Below are 16,965 nucleotides of genomic sequence, written 5' to 3'. Positions count from 1 at the left end.
TACAATAGCTATGGACAAATTTAATATAAAAGACAGTCACCCCAATATTTCCAGGCTCGAAAGATTATTTCTGGAAGAAGGGGTACTTACTAAATTCAAGAAGAATGAATATCTGGTACAGCAAAATGAAAAAACAAATCAGATAGGTTTTATCATGTCCGGCATGTTCCGCTTATCACATATAGATGCAGACGCCAATGAATGGATTGTTGGTTATAGCTTCGTCAACGATTTCGTCTGCGACTATCCTTTTTTATAAAACAGGCAACTTCTACGGTCAATATACAGGCTACTACCGAATGTGAAGTTTATCTTCTTAGCTTAAACCATGTTTGCCGAGATATACCAACGCTTATTAGGTTTCTATTGCGATAGTCCCGAACAACGTTACCAGTCATTAATGAAACGATGTCCCGATTTGCAAGAAAAACTTTCTTTAAAAGAAATAGCCCAGTTTCATAAAGTGCTTGTTATGGTATGGTTTTATGACTGAAGATGACAAAATGCACATCAACCAATATATCATAAACAGACTCAAAGAAGAAGATATTAAAGAATATACTTGCGTTGAGCTAATAATGAATTCAATAAGGAAAGATACGATTATCTGTAATCCGGGAATACCAGGTAGTGGCATCTTAGCTACAAATTTATCTCAAGAATCCAATACCACGATTTTGGAATATAGCAATATGTTGGTCTGCATCTACAGCAACATTAAATATAAGGATTACGATGGAAAATTGTATAGAGACAGGATAAAGTAAACATATCAACATAAAAAAAGGCTATCTATCCCAGACAGCCAATCTTTTGTTAACCTTAAATCTAATACTATGAAAAACACATTGCAAAGATACGGACTTTGAGGATATCTCCAAATTTTCAGGTCCAGACAGGGGTATTTATAACATGGTTTAATAGAATAAAGGAGGTTGTTAACTATTTAGATTCATTATGTTAACGATTAACATAATTCAAATAATATGTTAAAGAAGAGATCTAATAATGCTTTTTACTTCCCAAGAATCATTGCTCTTTTTCACCTTCAGCCTCCAAATCTTTGATTTCTCTGTTTAGAAAGACGGATAAGATAGTTCTCAGAACAACTATACCACCTAAAATTGCCAGTTCATTCAAAGTTGGTTCCAGTACGGTTTTTAAGATATCTGATGCGATAAGAAATTCAAGTCCAAGTAGCAAATAAGTTCCGAAAGTAGCCCGTAGCTTCCGGATATTGGTAGTTGAGTACTTGCCCGTGAATCTTTTAAACTCATTGACCAGAAAAGAAATTATCCCAATTAATGCCCCATAAGTGACGATGAGAAGACTTGTCACACTGATTATAGTGGCTAATGCATTTAAGAACGTAGTAAGCATGTAGATTGAAGTTTATTAATATAACATCGTAAAAAGCTTTAATGTTTGAATTTTAAGGAAATCCCACTCAATTGCACAAAAAGACAGCAATTCTGAATGATATTCCATTCGCAGAGACTCAAATTTCACCTATTTTTGCACCAACAAAGAATTAAGGTTATAGAAAGATGAATAAACACACATTTTACAGCTATCTGATTTTAGGAATGACATTCGCATTTGTTTTCTCAGCACAGGCTCAGAATAAGGTATCTGCACCGATGAAGGATGTCAACCAGGTGATTGACAATACACTGGACAGTTTGAATAAGGCCCGTACAGCAAGACCTGTAGCCGGTTCAAGCCGGAAAGGAAATAATCCCATTCTGTTTTTGGTGGGTAACTCTACCATGCGTACCGGAACCTTGGGAAATGGGAACAACGGTCAATGGGGCTGGGGATATTATGCCGGTGATTATTTCGATTCAGACCAGATTACCGTAGAAAACCATGCATTAGGAGGAACAAGTAGCCGTACGTTCTACAACCGTTTCTGGCCAGATGTTATAAAAGGGGTCCAAGCTGGCGATTGGGTGATCATCGAACTGGGACATAATGACAATGGCCCTTATGACAGCGGGCGCGCACGCGCTTCCATACCGGGAATCGGTAAAGATAGCCTGAATGTAACCATCCAGGAAACCGGAGTGAAGGAAACTGTATATTCCTATGGAGAATATATGCGTCGCTTCGTGCAGGATGTAAAGGCGAAAGGTGCCCACCCTATCCTGTTCTCACTGACTCCCCGCAATGCTTGGGAAGATAAAGACAGTACAATTATCACACGCGTCAACCAAACTTTCGGCCTGTGGGCCAAACAAATAGCCGAAGAACAAGAAGTACCTTTTATAGACCTGAATGATATCACCGCATCCAAATTTGAGAAATTCGGCAAGGAAAAAGTGAAATATATGTTCTACTTAGACCGCATCCACACCAGTGCCTTCGGGGCAAAAGTGAACGCAGAATCTGCAACTGAAGGTATCCGAAACTATGAAAGGTTAGAACTGGCCAACTATTTGAAACCGGTTGAGCAGGATACAATTACCGGTTCCAGCCGGAAAGAAGGATGCCCGGTGGTATTCACTATCGGTGACAGTACGGTAAAGAATAAAGATGATGATAAAGACGGTATGTGGGGATGGGGAAGTGTAATAACTGAGATATTTAATTCAAAGAAGGTATCTGTAGAAAATTGTGCCATGGCCGGACGCAGTGCCCGCACTTTCTTAGACGAAGGACGCTGGGACAAAGTGTATGATGCACTTAAACCGGGAGATTTCGTACTCATCCAGTTCGGACATAATGACGGAGGAGATATCAATATCGGAAAAGCCCGTGGTGAATTACACGGTTCGGGAGATGAAAGCAAAGTCTTTCTGATGGAAAAGACCGGAAAATACCAGGTAGTCTATACTTTTGGCTGGTATCTCCGCAAGTTCATCAGGGATGCACAAGAAAAAGGAGCAATCCCGATTGTATTGAGTCACACGCCCCGCAATAAGTGGAAAAACGGACAAATAGAACGCAATAGCGAAAGTTACGGTAAATGGACACGTGAAGCGGCAGAAGCAACCGGAGCCTGCTTTATTGATCTGAATAAAATATCCGCAGATAAACTCCAAAAGATGGGGCCCAAGAAATCAGCTGTTTTCTATAATACAGATCATACACATACATCTTTGAAGGGTGCGCGAATGAATGCCCAAAGTATAGCCGAAGGGTTAAAAGTTACGGACTGCCCGCTGAAGAAGTATCTGAAATAAAAGCGATACGGAAACATTGCAGAAGTGTCGGAAATAAAAACTAAGAATAGAAAATAAAATAGACAAGGTTAATTAATCCAAAAGAATAGCTTCATCAAACAAATAATCACTTCTTTTGCTCCCGTCAAAAAACAAAACCGGACCATAAATGAGCAATAAGATTGATATAAAAACCTTGGAGGCTTTACGACAAGATAGTCATGAGGCCTTCGAGGAGGTTTTTATCACTTATTACGGTAAAACAAAAGCCTTTATCCAAGACTACATCAAATCGAGTCCGGATGCTGAAGAACTGACAGAGGATTTATTTGTAAACCTCTGGATGAACCGCCACTCTGTCGATATCTCCAGATCATTTGATTCTTACCTGCATACAATTGCCAGAAATTCTGCCATCAACTTTCTGAAGCATAAATATGTAGAGGATACTTATCTGAGTAGTGTCCAGCAGCAGGAATGTAGTTCTACTTCGGAAGAAGATCTGATAGCCAAAGAACTCGGATTACTAATAGACGACACGGTAGAAAAAATGCCGGAACAACGGAGAAAGATATACATGCTAAGTCGCAACGAGGGCCTAAGCAATGAAGAGATAACCGTACGACTGAATACTACCAAGAGAAATGTGGAAAGTCAGTTAAGCCTCGCTCTGAAAGAGATACGGAAAACTATTTCATACTTCTTCTTATTACTGGCATAATGGTATGGTAATGAATCTGTGGTGAATAAATTCATAACAGAAAAGAGACAAACAACATACAATATTACCTTTTGGTCAAAAGTTCTTCCTCTTTATACCCGGTTCGCATTTCCTTCGCTCCTATACGAGGAACAAAATAGCGAAGTTGGTACGAGGAGGGTACGAAGAAGATACAAGCCAGGTACGAGGCAGATAGTTCTGTTCTTTTTCTCGTTTATTCAGGTAGCCCCCTATTTCTAAAAAGAAAAAATAGGAAAAAGATTCATTTACTTACTGAGTTTTTCATCCGTTGACTGTATATATAGTAAATGCAACAGAATGGAGAAAAATAATATTGTTAGAATCATCGGAACATATTTATCCGGCCGCTTCTCTCCCGAAACGGAAGAGAAGGTTCAGAAATGGATCATTAAAGATAGAGACACTGAAGAAAAAGAAAAAGCTTCATTGGAATATTGGGATCAATTGGAGGCAAAAACAGACCCGGACACTAAACTTGCATTAGACAGAGTAAACCAAAAGATCGGTTATAAGAAAATAGTGCCCCGACCTTTCTATCAAAAACGAATGAGCATCGCGGCAGCCTTGATTCCGCTACTGATTATTGCAGGAAGTTATCTGTACTATATTTCCACGAAGGATAAATGGGTTGAGATATCTGTTGCATACGGTGATAAAAAACACTTCCTATTGCCTGATAGCTCCGAAATATGGCTGAATGCAGGAACAGCGATCAAATACCCGGAAAAGTTCTCGAAAACACAGCGCCTTGTGTACCTTGACGGTGAAGCCTATTTTTCTGTTCGGAAAGATGTAGCGAAACCGTTTATTGTAGAAACGTCCCAACTTTCAGTCAAAGTATTAGGAACCCGATTCAATGTAAAGGCATACACTGATGATGAACTGGTGACCACTACCCTGACAAGTGGCAAAGTTGAAGTCACCCCTCCCGTTCAAGGCTCGCAGATACTGAAACCTAATGAACAGTTGACGTACGATAAAAAAACATCCGCCGTCAACATTACCGAAGTTTCTCCAACCGATGCAGATGGCTGGATCACGGGAAAACTGATATTTACCGATGCGCCTTTCACCGAAATCCTGCAAACATTAGAGAGACGTTATAATGTAACTATCAATCATACAATGAACGTTCCCGCCTCCAAACGATATACCGTCCGGTTCCTGAAAAATGAAAATCTGGAAGAAGTTCTGCCTGTATTGAGTGAGATGATCGGCTTCAGTTATCAGATACAGAGAGACAAAGTAGAACTAATCAAAAAACAATAAAAAGAAACTGCCTATGAAGAAAAGGAACCGGATTGCAGCTTGAGACCCTCAACCCGGTTCTGAAATGCTAATGCTCCATCAAACCGTAAAGTAAAACAAAGTATTAACTATACAAAGATAATGCAAATTGAGTGCAGAACTTTCATGCTTGCATGAAAAAGTTATGCCGAAATGCAGCTTATCTTATAAAAACATACAACAATGAATCGAATAACCATTAATAAAGAAACAGACAAGATACTCCTTTTTTTATTTTTTGCCTTTCTCTCATTGAATGCCACAGCACAGAATGACAGAAAGCCAATCACTATACAGAATAAAAACATATCACTGAAAGAAGCTTTTACCGAGATAGAACTACAAACCGGATATAGCATAGCCTATGAATTATCGGCCGTAGATGTAAAGAGAAAAATATCCCTGTCTTTAGAATCCCAAAGCATTGACAAGGCGTTAGCGCAAATTTTGAAAGACACCCGCTATTCGTACAAAATAACAGGCTACCATATCATTATCACTCCATCCGGCAACGAACTACAGAAATCCACCAAGGAAAAAACAGAGAAACCTACCCAAACAGTCAGAGGAATTGTACTGGATTCCAAAACCAATGCACCCATAGAGTTTGCTACTGTAAGAATTATGAATGTCGGCTCTTTGGGCAGCACAACAGACAGTCTGGGGAGATTTCGGATAGACAATGTTCCTGTGGGACGATGCAATATACAAACCTCCTATGTAGGATATAATGCCAATATTTTCAATGAGATACCTGTAACCTCTTCCAAGGAAGTTTATATGGAAATCACTCTGGATGAAAACATTCACTCGTTGGCGGAAGTCGTCATACAACCGGAGATAAAGAAAGATAAACCTCTGAATGCAATGGCCATTACCGGCGGACGCATGATCAGCATGGAAGAAGCAGGCAGGTTTGCCAATGGTTTTGATGATCCGGCACGTCTGAGTTCCGCATTTGCAGGTGTGGCAGGAGATGTGGGAACCAACGCTGTAGCTATCAGAGGAAATTCACCCCAGTTTACCCAATGGAGGTTGGAAGGGGTAGAAATCCCCAATCCGACTCACTTCGCCGACCTTACCGGACTGGGTGGGGGCTTTCTTTCGGCCCTGAGTACACAGGTGATCGGTAACTCCGATTTCTACAACGGTGCGTTCCCTTCCGAATACAGCAATGCGCTATCAGGTATCTTCGACATGCAAATACGAAATGGCAACAATCAGAAGTATGAACATACATTTCAGTTAGGTATTCTGGGTATTGACCTAGCATCGGAAGGCCCGATAAGCAGGAAGCATGGAAGTTCCTATATCTTCAATTACCGCTTCTCCACCACTTCCTTGGCTACAGGAAATGATATGAATCTGAAATATCAGGACTTATCATTCAAATTAAATTTTCCTACCCGGAAGGCCGGAACTTTCTCTATCTGGGGAATCGGGCTGATTGACCGTTATAAGCCGGAAGCCATCGACCGTGATGAATGGGAAACACAAGGTGACCGGCAGTCCGGAAATACAGCTTTTGACAAAGCGGCAGGAGGACTTACACACAAGTATCTCATCAATGCAGATACGTATATCCGTTCTTCATTAGCCGCCACTTACTCGAAAGATCGCACGAGAGCTGATCAGATAACAGAAGATGACAAACTGGTCCATGTAGGAGATATCCGGAATTCCAAATGGGATATAGTCTTTAATTCCTATCTGAACAAGAAATTCAATTCCAACCATATCATCCGGACAGGTATCACAGTTACAGGGCTCCAATATGACTTGGATTACAAAATCAGTCCTAATTTCGGTTTAGATGTACCTATGGAACAGATTTCAAAAGGGAATGGAGGAAGTTGTGTGCTCTCGGCATACAGCAGTTCTGTCATCAACCTAAGTAACCATCTTACTACCAGTCTGGGCATCACCGCACAGTACTTCACCCTGAATAAGAACTGGACCGTAGAACCCAGAGCAGCCCTTAAATGGAGCTTTAATCCAAAACACGCCTTGGCACTGGCATACGGTCTGCACAGTCGCAGGGAAAAGCTTGACTACTACTTTGTGGAACAGGAAGCCAACGGAAAAACCGAATCCAACAGATACCTGGATTTTTCAAAGGCTCATCACTTCGGGCTTACATACGAGTGGAACATCAACTCGTACATGCACTTAAAAGTGGAACCCTATTATCAATATCTATTCCGAATACCTGTTGAAGAGAATTCTTCCTTTTCCATCATCAACCATCAGAGTTTCTATCTGGACAGGATATTAAAGAATAGAGGCTCCGGAGTGAACTACGGTATAGACATTACATTAGAGCAATACATGAAAAATGGTTTTTACTATATGATAACGGCTTCTCTTTTTAAATCAAAATACAAAGCCGGAGATAACATCTGGCGTAATACACGGTTGGACAAAAACTATCTCCTGAACATACTTGCCGGAAAAGAATGGATGGTAGGACGTAATAAACAAAATGTACTAAGTCTCAACGGGCGTATCTTTTTCCAAGGTGGTGACCGATATACCCCTGTAGATGAAGGTAAAAGTATGATAGAACATGATATTAAATTTGATGAAACCAGAGCTTACAGCAAGAAGTTTGATCCCTCCATCAACGGTGACATCTCTTTCAGTTATAGAATTAATAAAAAGAAAATATCTCATGAGTTTTCTATTAAAATGCTAAATGTAGGTATGCGCACAGGAATGCACTTTTACCAGTACAACGAAAAAACTCATAAGATAGAGAAAAAAGACGGATCGGGATTGATACCGAATATCAGTTATAAAATTTACTTTTAGTACATAAAAGAGAACAATCATTGTTTGCACTGTTATCCCAATAAAAGCAAAGAAGATGTATTTGGAAATTTCCCGATACATCTTCTTCTTTCTATTTACTCAGAGCATCCTCAACGGAATACTCCCATCATCCGATAATAATTCTCTATCAGCTTGTTGAAAATCTTTTCACCTGCTCCGACTTCAATAAGCCACGATCCTTCATCTGCTCCGAAGCCACCATAAGCTGCCGATCGAATATCAGGCAGATACATCGGCCATCTTCCGTTGTTCCAGGTATATCCGAAGAAGAAAGGAATAACATGATTGGGTTGCATTTCCCGTTTCCAATCAATCTGGAACTTGATGAAAGGTTCACCGGGAACAGTGGCAATGGCAATACGGTTATTAATGGATATTACGGAGAAATGCACATTATACTTCAGGTTCTTGTCATGTCTGCCGATAAAATGCAGAGAGTCAGTCTTCACCTTGATATTGGGTACATCATACGGGTTCGGATATATTTCTTTGGCCAGTTTAACGGCTTCAATAGAAAGCAATTTACCCATACGGTCTATCAAATCATAATTGGACGGGCGAGGGTCATCCGGCCCGGTACGTCCGCCATCCTTAAATAAAGGTGCCTGGTTTCCTGCACCGCCTTGTACAAAGAGGCAATATACCTGATTGTTAAAAGCTTCTTCCGTATATTTAGTGGCATAACCCACATAGTCGGCAGAGATTTCAAAGTTATTCCAGGCCACATCCGGATGGCAGGCATAATTCATTAGAATTACTTTCGGATTGCCTTTCGTGTCCTCCAGTTTAATAACACCTACAGAATTATCAACAGGCCCATGAGGAATACGCTCCGGATTCACCGCCCTGTAGTGGTCATCTCCTACCCATGATTCGCGGGCGCGACCGTCTTCACGAAGAAGCAACCGGTTGAAACTTAATTGAGGAAAACTACGATAACCGGCTGAAATACGAGCCTCGAACATAGAAGAAGAAGCCTGTTTCAAAGCTTTGGTTATCTGAGCATCGAGCCATTCCTTGGGCCCTGCCTCACCGGAATGTGTATGCTGGGGACAGAAATAGACTTCCTGCAAACCAAATTGCTTTTTTAGTTTCTCGGCTAACGGAACATTACTGTACATAACCAAATCCAGAGAGACAAAAGCAATACGCGAAGCTCCCGCTTCAAGAATAAGAGTTCGTGCATAGAGTGAATCGTGAACCGGATAGCGGGGATTAGGCGGGGTTATATTCACTTTGCCGGTACCAGCCATTAACTTTTCTGCAGCGTTGGTATTCACTGTAGAAAAAACACCTAACAGCACTAATAGTGCTGTCAACCAAAAGCTTTGTGTTTTCATTTGAATTACATTTATCAGATTCATACTAATTACTTTTTTCATGGTATTATTACTTTTTAAATTTACTTTTACGCTATTATTCGGCAATAATACACGAGGAGTATTAATAAAGCTATTAATTCTCTATTAACTTAGAGAGGAATTATTATTTTTTGTATGAACTAACCGTTCATAACAGACGTTATATTAATAGAACTTTAAATACCAACGATCATGGAAAAGTATCTGATTCATAGTAATGAGTTGCATTTCATCAACAAGGAACGCATTCACAGGGAAGTAGAGAAAATGGTAGAGTCATTAGACATGGCAGCAGGTTCCACCAAAGGATTCGACCTGTATACCGTAGTAGAAAGTTATTTCACTGACCTCGAAAAGCGAAGGGAAATCAATCGCTTACTGCATATAGAGAAAGATGAATGTGAAGCCATAGAGGAAGAACTCGGAGTATATGAAATGTGATTTACAATAAAAACTATCACGAGTATTAACTATAATGAATAAAGGGCATAACAACAATTTGTCATGCCCTTTATTCATTTATGGTTATCAATTCCAGACCACTATCAATCCTTTGCCTGATGTACCGTCAGTTGTGGGAAAGGGAAACCGATACCCTCCTTATTGAATACAGAGTAGATGGTCTTGTTCATATCGAAATAAACTCCCCAATAGTCCTCACTCTTCACCCAGGCACGGATAATCACATTCACGCTACTGGCATCCAGTGCATGAAGGGCTACAAAAGGAGCCGGATCACTAAGAATCCGCTTATCTTCGGCAATGATACGACGGGTAGTTTCTTCCACCTTATCAAAATTTTCGCCATACTCCACACCGATTATCCATTCTACACGACGGGTAGCTTCACGACTGTAATTAGTCACAGTACCACTGCTCAACGCACCATTCGGGATATAAATAATCTTATTATCACCGGTAGTCAGAATCGTATGGAAAATCTGGATCTCACGAACCGTACCCGTGATGCCTTGGCTTTCAATCAAGTCACCTACTTTATAAGGACGGAGCAGCAATACAATCAGACCACCTGCAAAGTTCTGCAAGTTACCGGACAATGCCATACCGATAGCCACACCGGCGGATGCCAGCAAGGCAGCAAATGAAGTTGTTTCTACTCCTAATTTACCGATAACGGCAATAATCAATAAGATAGTCAGCAAGATGTTCACCAAACTCTTTACAAAACTCTGGATACTGGCATCCACATGCCGCTTAGCCAACAACCGGGCCACCATTTTATTAAGGAAAGATATCAGGAAACGTCCTACTATGAAAATCAGCACAGCGCTGATGATATGACCACCTGCATTTACTCCCCAGTCTATCAGTTGTTGGAGAAAGACCTGCAATTTACTAAAACCATCTTCTACAACAGTTTCGGCAGCAGGAGCTGCCGCTTGCAATAATAATAACATAATATTTGTTCGTTTGAAGTTAATAATTACACTTTACCAGCAGGATTAAAAAATACCCACCGGCCTACAAAATTAACAAATATTTCCGGTTATCGTTCACTCGATTTGCGTGTTTCAGCGAAAACACTTAATTTTGCCCCCGATTTCAACTAAGGGGTGCCCTAATATGACGGGCTGAGATCATACCCATTAACCTGATCCGGGTAGTGCCGGCGGAGGGAAAAGAAGAAAAGCTCCCTTTTTCTGTATTCATCTTTAATAGTTAAAATTGTAATGAGAAAACATGCAATGGCGGCCTGCCTGTTAATGGCAACGCTGGGTGTCTGTGCGCAGACGCATGAGAAAGACAGCTTGCGGGTGATAAGCCTGCAGGAAGTAGAAATTATCTCTACCCGTGCCACGGGAACCACACCTGTGGCGTTTACCAATGTCAGTAAAGAACAACTCAAGAAGCAGAATTTCGGGCAAGATATTCCCTATCTGTTGTCATTTACTCCGTCAGTACTGACAACGAGCGATGCAGGTGCAGGTATCGGTTACACGAGTATCCGGGTACGCGGAACAGATGCTACACGCATCAACGTAACCACTAATGGTATACCCATGAACGATGCGGAAAGTCATTCTATCTTTTGGGTTAATACTCCCGATCTTGCCTCTTCGCTTCAGGACTTGCAGATTCAACGGGGCGCAGGAACTTCCACTAATGGTGCCGGAGCGTTCGGTGCCAGTATCAATATGAAAACACAAGGAATTTCGCCCACACCGTATGCGGAGTTTTCCGGCTCTTACGGCTCATTCAATACACATAAAGAAACCGTAAAAGTAGGTACGGGGCTCATTAATGGACGCTGGGGATTCGATGCACGTTTATCTAATATCCACAGTGACGGCTACCGTGACCGCGCCAGTGCTGACTTGAAGTCTTACTTTGTACAAGGCGGATATTATGGAGACAAGACCACTATTAAATTCATCACCTTCGGAGGAAAAGAAGAGACCTATCATGCTTGGGATGGCCTGGATAAGGAAACACTGGAAAACGACCGCAAATATAATCCCAATGGCGCCATAGAAGATGATAATGGAAATGTAATCGGATTTTATGATAACCAGATAGATTATTATCGCCAGACGCATTATCAATTATTATTAAATCAGATATTGTCTCCTTCGTGGAAATTGAACATAGCGCTACACTATACAGACGGCTACGGTTATTATGAGGAATATAAGAATAAGCGTACGCTGGTAGAATATGGCTTGGTACCCTTTGAAACAAACGGTACTACTATAGAGAAATCAGACCTTGTACGCCGTAAACTGGTAGACAGCCGTTTCGGTGGTGGAGTATTCTCTTTCGATTATAAAGGGGACAAATTGGATGCATCCATCGGCGGTGGCCTGAATTATTACAAAAACACCCATAACGGTAAGGTGGTATGGGTAAAGAATTATCTGGGTGAACTGAATCCTGACCATGAATATTATCGTAATATCGGACGGAAAACGGATGGCAACATCTACGCTAAGATAAATTATGAAATACTGGATGGAGTTAACTTCTATGCCGATATGCAATATCGTTATCTGCGCTATAAGATAAACGGCAATAATGACAAATGGGACTGGACTGCTGATCCGGCACATCTGCAACCGCTGAATATTGACGAAGATTTCAGCTTCTTCAATCCTAAAGCCGGCATATTCTGGAAGATAAACAACAATAATAATCTTTATGCCTCTTTCAGTGTGGCAAATAAGGAACCGACACGCAATAACTATACTGATAACTTATTTGCCGCACAGCCCAAATCAGAGCGGATGTTCGATTACGAAGTGGGATATACGTTCCGTAAAGGTTGGTTCAATGCAGGCGTCAATCTGTACTACATGGATTACAAGAATCAATTGGTACTGAACGGGCAATTGAATGAAATTGGCGAAGCCGTAGCAGAGAACGTGAAGGACAGTTATCGTATGGGTCTTGAGCTGATGGCAGGTGCACGCATCACAAACTGGCTGCGTTGGGATATAAACGCAACATGGAGCCGTAACCGCATCAAGAATTATACAGAATATCTAAGTGATGTGAATGAGGACTGGAAAGATATGTATAGTGAAAGCTGGGGTATCTCTCAGACAACCCGATATATTGGCACTACTCCCATCTCCTTTTCACCGGACTTTATGGCAAATAGCCTCATTTCTTTGGATTATAAAGGTTTTAATGCATCTTTGCAAACGCAATATGTCAGCAAGCAATATTTAAACAATGCTCATCAAGAGGACTGTACACTGGATGCTTATTGTGTGAGCAACCTGAATCTCGGATATACTTTCAAACTGAAAGGATTGAAATCTGTTAATGTAGGCGTGACGATTTATAACCTGTTTGACGAAACATACGAAAGCAATGGTTATGCATCGGGAAGTGCCGTATACGAAGGTCATGGAAAGAATCAGATAAAGGACAAAGACAGTAAACTGCTCTATACTTCCAATTACGCAGCCTACTATCCTAATGCAGGTATCAATGCGCTGGCACATATCACATTGAGTTTTTAAAGCATGGAACAAACTCTCGAAATTATCGGAACCATCGTCGGGCTTGTCTACCTCTGGTTAGAATACCGGGCGAGTATCTACCTTTGGATAGCGGGCATCATCATGCCTGCTATCTACATTTTCGTCTATTACGATGCCGGACTGTATGCTGACTTCGGAATAAATATCTATTATCTGGGGGCAGCCGTCTACGGTTGGATGATGTGGAAATACGGCAGTTTTGTAAGACGAAAACTGCATCTGCATATCAAAGAAGGACAGCAGGAACTTCCCATTACCCGTATGCCAATGAAATATTACCTGCCCCTCGGCATTGTATTCGCCGTTACTTTTGTCGGCATTGCCTGGATACTCATTCGTTTCACCAATAGTAATGTACCCTGGCTTGATTCTTTCACCACTGCCCTCAGTATTGTAGGCATGTGGATGCTGGCACGTAAATATGTAGAACAATGGTGGGCATGGATTGTGGTAGACATTGTCAGTGCAGGACTCTATGTTTACAAAGACCTCAATTTCACGGCAGGACTGTATGCTCTTTATACAATAATCGCTATCTTTGGCTACTTCAAATGGAAGAGGATGATGGAAAGAGTGGTAGAGTGATAAGGTGATAAAAGAAACAATGATGAAAGAAAATAATAATAAGAATTCAGTGGAACTCTGTGTTCTCTGTGGTGAACCGGAAGCAGTAATTTTAGCCAATGGTGATTATCCAACCCATCCTATACCTTTGCAAATACTGGCAAACGCTCCTTATATCATTTGTTGTGATGGCGGTGCAGATGCTTATATAGATCGCGGCAATGTACCTGATGTTATTATCGGTGACGGAGATTCCCTGAGTGAAGAAAACCGCCGGAAATATAGCCATATTCTTCATTGTGTCTCCGACCAGGAAACCAACGACCAGACCAAAGCCGTAAACTTCCTTTTATCACAAGGCAAAAAAAACATCGCTATCGTAGGAGCCACAGGCAAACGGGAAGACCATACTTTAGGAAATATCAGCCTGCTCATTGATTATATGCGTACCGGAGCTCATGTCCGCATGCTGACCGATTATGGTATTTTCATTCCCTGCCATGATACCTGTTCTTTTCCCAGCCAGCCAGGTCAACAGATTTCAATCATAAACTTTGGTGCCCACAACCTGCGAGGCGAAGGCTTGGTATACCCTCTCAGTGACTTCACCAACTGGTGGCAAGGTACACTGAACGAAAGCACGGAAACTAAATTCACCATTCACGCAAAAGGGGAATACTTGGTAGTGATAAACTATTAGTTCATTTTCTCCTCTCAGCTACCTCCACAAAATACACACTCAGACATATCATCCCGATAGCCACCCCCTGTTCCCAGGTAAAGCGGTCTTGTCCCACGATATAAGAAACGACGGTCGTCACAATCAGTATCAGATAGCCATACATGGCCACCACGGTCGTCTTCAGATATTTCAATCCGATGGGCATCAACCAATAACTAAGATAAGTAGGGAAAATAAGGATGAATGCCAGAACCACCCACGGCATCCAATGCCAGGTTCCATGTGCTGCGTCGGTGAACAACGGCGCGTCCCAGCCCAGGATAGTAGATATCACCAGACCGGACAGCGCCGCGCCCCCAAACACATATTTCATTACGGTCACCAAGCCGATCTCTTCCAGCAATTTCTTACTCAGAATCAGATAAATGGCAAAGAACACCGAACTGAGCAGGCACAACATATTACCTGTAAAGGCATCATGTGCCAAGTCATCGCTGCCTTGAGTCAATATACACAGCAATGCACCACCGAAACCGAGGGAAATACCGATAATTTTCATCAGTGTAGCCCGCTCGTGCAGAAAGAGAACGGAGATAAGAAATACCCAGATAGGTTGCAGGGAATTGAATATGGCACTACTGACGGGTGTCGTCTTACTGATACCCAGCAAATAGCAGAACATAAAACCATACATACCGAATGCTCCCAGACAAAGTAACCCGATACGCTGCCGCCGTGTGATAGGTGCTTCTTTCACAAACCAGCCTGTCACCCAGAACGCTATAGCAGCAAAAGTACAACGCACCGTGACACCCGTCAATGCACCCATCCACACGGGCAGCAGGAATTTCAGGGCATTCATATTCAATCCCGCCAATATACGCGAGCCTACCAAACTTAAATTGGCTTCCAGTTTCTTATCTTTCATTCGGATATCGCAATTTTGGTTTCAAGGCAGAGAACGCAGGGAAAAGAAAATTGTTCAACGTGCATGGATATTCCAAAACTATTCGTATCTTTAGGATGTTCTATGAAAAACAAAAAAGGATAGCCCTATGAAAAGTAAAGAAAAAGACACACTGCGTAGCGAAACCCAAGATGAACCTAAGAGCAAAGAACAAGTGCTCACATTCTCTCATCAACTGCGCCGGGAGATTGAAACTGCCTGCCGCCAATTGGATAACCGCGAAGGACAAAATAACTTAACAATAAACAAGGAGGTAGCAGAATGGCTAAGCAAGTAATATGGTCACTCGTCGCCAAGAAACAGTTGAAGGAAACATTCCAGATACTAAAATTGAAGAATGGGAATAATGAGGTTAGTGAAGTGCTCTATGTACAATTACAGAACATATTACACCGCATCAGCATGAATCCGTTCATCGGACAAACAACAGAAGTAGAAAATATACGCTACATCATTCCTCACCCGGGATATACACTTTTCTATCGACATAGCCTCAAGAAGATAGAAGTTGTTGTATTATGGGACAACCGACTAAAAATGGGGGAACTGAAGGTAATCCCTAAAAAGGAATGAGATGTAAAAAAAGTAACGGATTATGATTGAACAAATTCCATCGCATGCCATGCATACCATCTTTGTGTGAACTCATCACCCAAGTTGTATCGACTGGCAACATTACGCACTGTCTCTAAATTCAAATTATCAGGCAAACGGAGAAGTGCGTTTGCAGCACAAAGATTTTTATATTCTTCATCAAGAATAATCCTTTTACGGAGAGACAGGTTATCATCTCCGATATAGGTTTTGTGACTTATCATGCGTTCTGACACCAGTCTGCCAATCATGACACCTTGCTCTGATATAAAATAGTATGAATTATCAGGTTGCCTGACATAAAGAGTATTATTATTTTTCAAGCTAAAATACTCAAATGCATTATAATTACCAGTTTCCAGATTATAATACCTGAGGTAACGTTCTCTGTATCTCTGCATAAAATGTGGAGTATACTCCAGAACAAGAGGATTTCTATTGCTCGATAATGCAATATATCCACAAGTTTCCTGACCGGTTATCGGAGCGTAAATAAGAAATGTAAAACCTTCATTGAGAGCAAGAAAGGCAATAGTCCAAGAATTGTTCCGCTTTGTTGTGACTACTATTCTTTTAATAAATCTTCCAATAAAGTGTTCTTGCCTGTAACGCTTTCCGCAACGATCCATAAATAAATCGATTTTGGTCTGCAATATTGAAAAATCTTTCATTGCTTCAGCACATAACTCTTCGGACGACATTGACGATACAAACATGTTTTTATCTTGTTTATGGTTAATGCGAACCAGAAATTGAATAAATGCC

Annotated in this window: 16 protein-coding genes, 1 pseudogene and 1 riboswitch; of the genes and pseudogenes, 12 read left to right on the top strand and 5 right to left on the bottom strand. The window is 41.3% G+C overall.

Translation table 11 applies throughout. From position 1 onward, the window contains the following. Nucleotides 1-10 precede the first annotated feature (10 nt). Together BACCELL_RS25840 and BACCELL_RS00415 are read left to right on the top strand one after the other, a co-directional pair. Nucleotides 11-259: a cyclic nucleotide-binding domain-containing protein gene (locus BACCELL_RS25840; protein ID WP_007209489.1), complete on the top strand. Its 249-nt coding sequence runs from the start codon at nucleotides 11-13 to the stop codon at nucleotides 257-259. Between the two features lie 199 nt (nucleotides 260-458). Next, nucleotides 459-767 (top strand): annotated as a pseudogene (locus BACCELL_RS00415) (hypothetical protein); the annotation flags it as partial. A gap of 262 nt (nucleotides 768-1,029) precedes the next feature. Here the strand turns inward: BACCELL_RS00415 and BACCELL_RS00410 are convergent. Continuing rightward, the gene (locus tag BACCELL_RS00410; protein ID WP_007209486.1) at nucleotides 1,030-1,380 is read right to left on the bottom strand and encodes a DUF1622 domain-containing protein; all 351 of its coding nucleotides are present in this window, start codon (nucleotides 1,378-1,380) and stop codon (nucleotides 1,030-1,032) included. A 167-nt stretch (nucleotides 1,381-1,547) separates the two neighbouring features. Here BACCELL_RS00410 and BACCELL_RS00405 point away from each other — a divergent pair, with 167 nt between their 5' ends. From BACCELL_RS00405 to BACCELL_RS00390, 4 genes are all read left to right on the top strand, one after another. Continuing rightward, nucleotides 1,548-3,185: a rhamnogalacturonan acetylesterase gene (locus BACCELL_RS00405; protein ID WP_007209485.1), complete on the top strand. Its 1,638-nt coding sequence runs from the start codon at nucleotides 1,548-1,550 to the stop codon at nucleotides 3,183-3,185. Between the two features lie 148 nt (nucleotides 3,186-3,333). Continuing rightward, nucleotides 3,334-3,885: an RNA polymerase sigma-70 factor gene (locus tag BACCELL_RS00400; RefSeq protein WP_007209484.1), complete on the top strand. Its 552-nt coding sequence runs from the start codon at nucleotides 3,334-3,336 to the stop codon at nucleotides 3,883-3,885. A gap of 318 nt (nucleotides 3,886-4,203) precedes the next feature. Continuing rightward, a complete protein-coding gene (locus BACCELL_RS00395; protein ID WP_007209482.1) occupies nucleotides 4,204-5,175 on the top strand; it encodes a FecR family protein in 972 nt (323 codons plus the stop codon). 201 nt (nucleotides 5,176-5,376) lie between these two features. Continuing rightward, nucleotides 5,377-8,004: a carboxypeptidase regulatory-like domain-containing protein gene (locus BACCELL_RS00390; protein ID WP_007209481.1), complete on the top strand. Its 2,628-nt coding sequence runs from the start codon at nucleotides 5,377-5,379 to the stop codon at nucleotides 8,002-8,004. A 110-nt stretch (nucleotides 8,005-8,114) separates the two neighbouring features. Here the strand turns inward: BACCELL_RS00390 and BACCELL_RS00385 are convergent, their stop codons facing one another. Further along, on the bottom strand, nucleotides 8,115-9,407 hold the full coding sequence (locus BACCELL_RS00385; protein WP_007209480.1) for a neutral/alkaline non-lysosomal ceramidase N-terminal domain-containing protein: 1,293 nt from the start codon (nucleotides 9,405-9,407) through the stop codon (nucleotides 8,115-8,117). A 171-nt stretch (nucleotides 9,408-9,578) separates the two neighbouring features. Here BACCELL_RS00385 and BACCELL_RS00380 point away from each other — a divergent pair, with 171 nt between their 5' ends. Continuing rightward, nucleotides 9,579-9,827: a hypothetical protein gene (locus BACCELL_RS00380; RefSeq protein WP_007209479.1), complete on the top strand. Its 249-nt coding sequence runs from the start codon at nucleotides 9,579-9,581 to the stop codon at nucleotides 9,825-9,827. A gap of 104 nt (nucleotides 9,828-9,931) precedes the next feature. Here the strand turns inward: BACCELL_RS00380 and BACCELL_RS00375 are convergent, their stop codons facing one another. Then, complete coding sequence (locus tag BACCELL_RS00375; RefSeq protein ID WP_007209478.1) at nucleotides 9,932-10,804, bottom strand: mechanosensitive ion channel family protein; 873 nt, start codon at nucleotides 10,802-10,804, stop codon at nucleotides 9,932-9,934. Nucleotides 10,805-10,946: 142 nt separating this feature from the next. Continuing rightward, nucleotides 10,947-11,043, top strand: a riboswitch (TPP riboswitch). A 34-nt stretch (nucleotides 11,044-11,077) separates the two neighbouring features. Between BACCELL_RS00375 and BACCELL_RS00370 the strand changes: the two genes are divergently transcribed. Genes BACCELL_RS00370 through BACCELL_RS00360 form a run of 3 tightly spaced genes read left to right on the top strand, consistent with a single transcriptional unit; the run spans nucleotide 11,078 to nucleotide 14,657 of the window. Further along, complete coding sequence (locus BACCELL_RS00370) at nucleotides 11,078-13,372, top strand: TonB-dependent receptor (protein ID WP_007209477.1); 2,295 nt, start codon at nucleotides 11,078-11,080, stop codon at nucleotides 13,370-13,372. 3 nt (nucleotides 13,373-13,375) lie between these two features. Continuing rightward, complete coding sequence (gene pnuC, locus BACCELL_RS00365; protein ID WP_007209476.1) at nucleotides 13,376-13,978, top strand: nicotinamide riboside transporter PnuC; 603 nt, start codon at nucleotides 13,376-13,378, stop codon at nucleotides 13,976-13,978. A 22-nt stretch (nucleotides 13,979-14,000) separates the two neighbouring features. Further along, nucleotides 14,001-14,657: a thiamine diphosphokinase gene (locus BACCELL_RS00360; RefSeq protein ID WP_044153143.1), complete on the top strand. Its 657-nt coding sequence runs from the start codon at nucleotides 14,001-14,003 to the stop codon at nucleotides 14,655-14,657. Between the two features lies 1 nt (nucleotide 14,658). Here BACCELL_RS00360 and BACCELL_RS00355 read toward each other — a convergent pair whose 3' ends face one another. Next, a complete protein-coding gene (locus BACCELL_RS00355) occupies nucleotides 14,659-15,567 on the bottom strand; it encodes a DMT family transporter (RefSeq protein WP_007209474.1) in 909 nt (302 codons plus the stop codon). Nucleotides 15,568-15,694: 127 nt separating this feature from the next. On the opposite strand from BACCELL_RS00355, the gene BACCELL_RS00350 reads away from it, so the two are divergent. Both BACCELL_RS00350 and BACCELL_RS00345 read left to right on the top strand, forming a co-directional pair. Next, nucleotides 15,695-15,883 (top strand): hypothetical protein, encoded by a 189-nt coding sequence (locus BACCELL_RS00350; protein WP_007209473.1) that lies wholly within the window; start codon nucleotides 15,695-15,697, stop codon nucleotides 15,881-15,883. After that, the gene (locus tag BACCELL_RS00345) at nucleotides 15,868-16,179 is read left to right on the top strand and encodes a type II toxin-antitoxin system RelE/ParE family toxin (protein WP_007209472.1); all 312 of its coding nucleotides are present in this window, start codon (nucleotides 15,868-15,870) and stop codon (nucleotides 16,177-16,179) included. The genes BACCELL_RS00350 and BACCELL_RS00345 overlap by 16 nt, the downstream gene beginning before the upstream one ends. A 20-nt stretch (nucleotides 16,180-16,199) precedes the next feature. On the opposite strand, the gene BACCELL_RS00340 is transcribed toward BACCELL_RS00345, so the two are convergent. Then, nucleotides 16,200-16,965, bottom strand: a 766-nt coding sequence (locus BACCELL_RS00340; RefSeq protein WP_007209471.1) for a hypothetical protein, incomplete at its 5' end; no start/stop codon positions are given.

Source organism: Bacteroides cellulosilyticus DSM 14838 (assembly GCF_000158035.1).
Classification (GTDB): Bacteria; Bacteroidota; Bacteroidia; order Bacteroidales; family Bacteroidaceae; genus Bacteroides; species Bacteroides cellulosilyticus.
The sequence above is the reverse complement of the archived record's forward strand: the minus strand, read 5'-3'. Positions and strand labels throughout refer to the sequence as shown.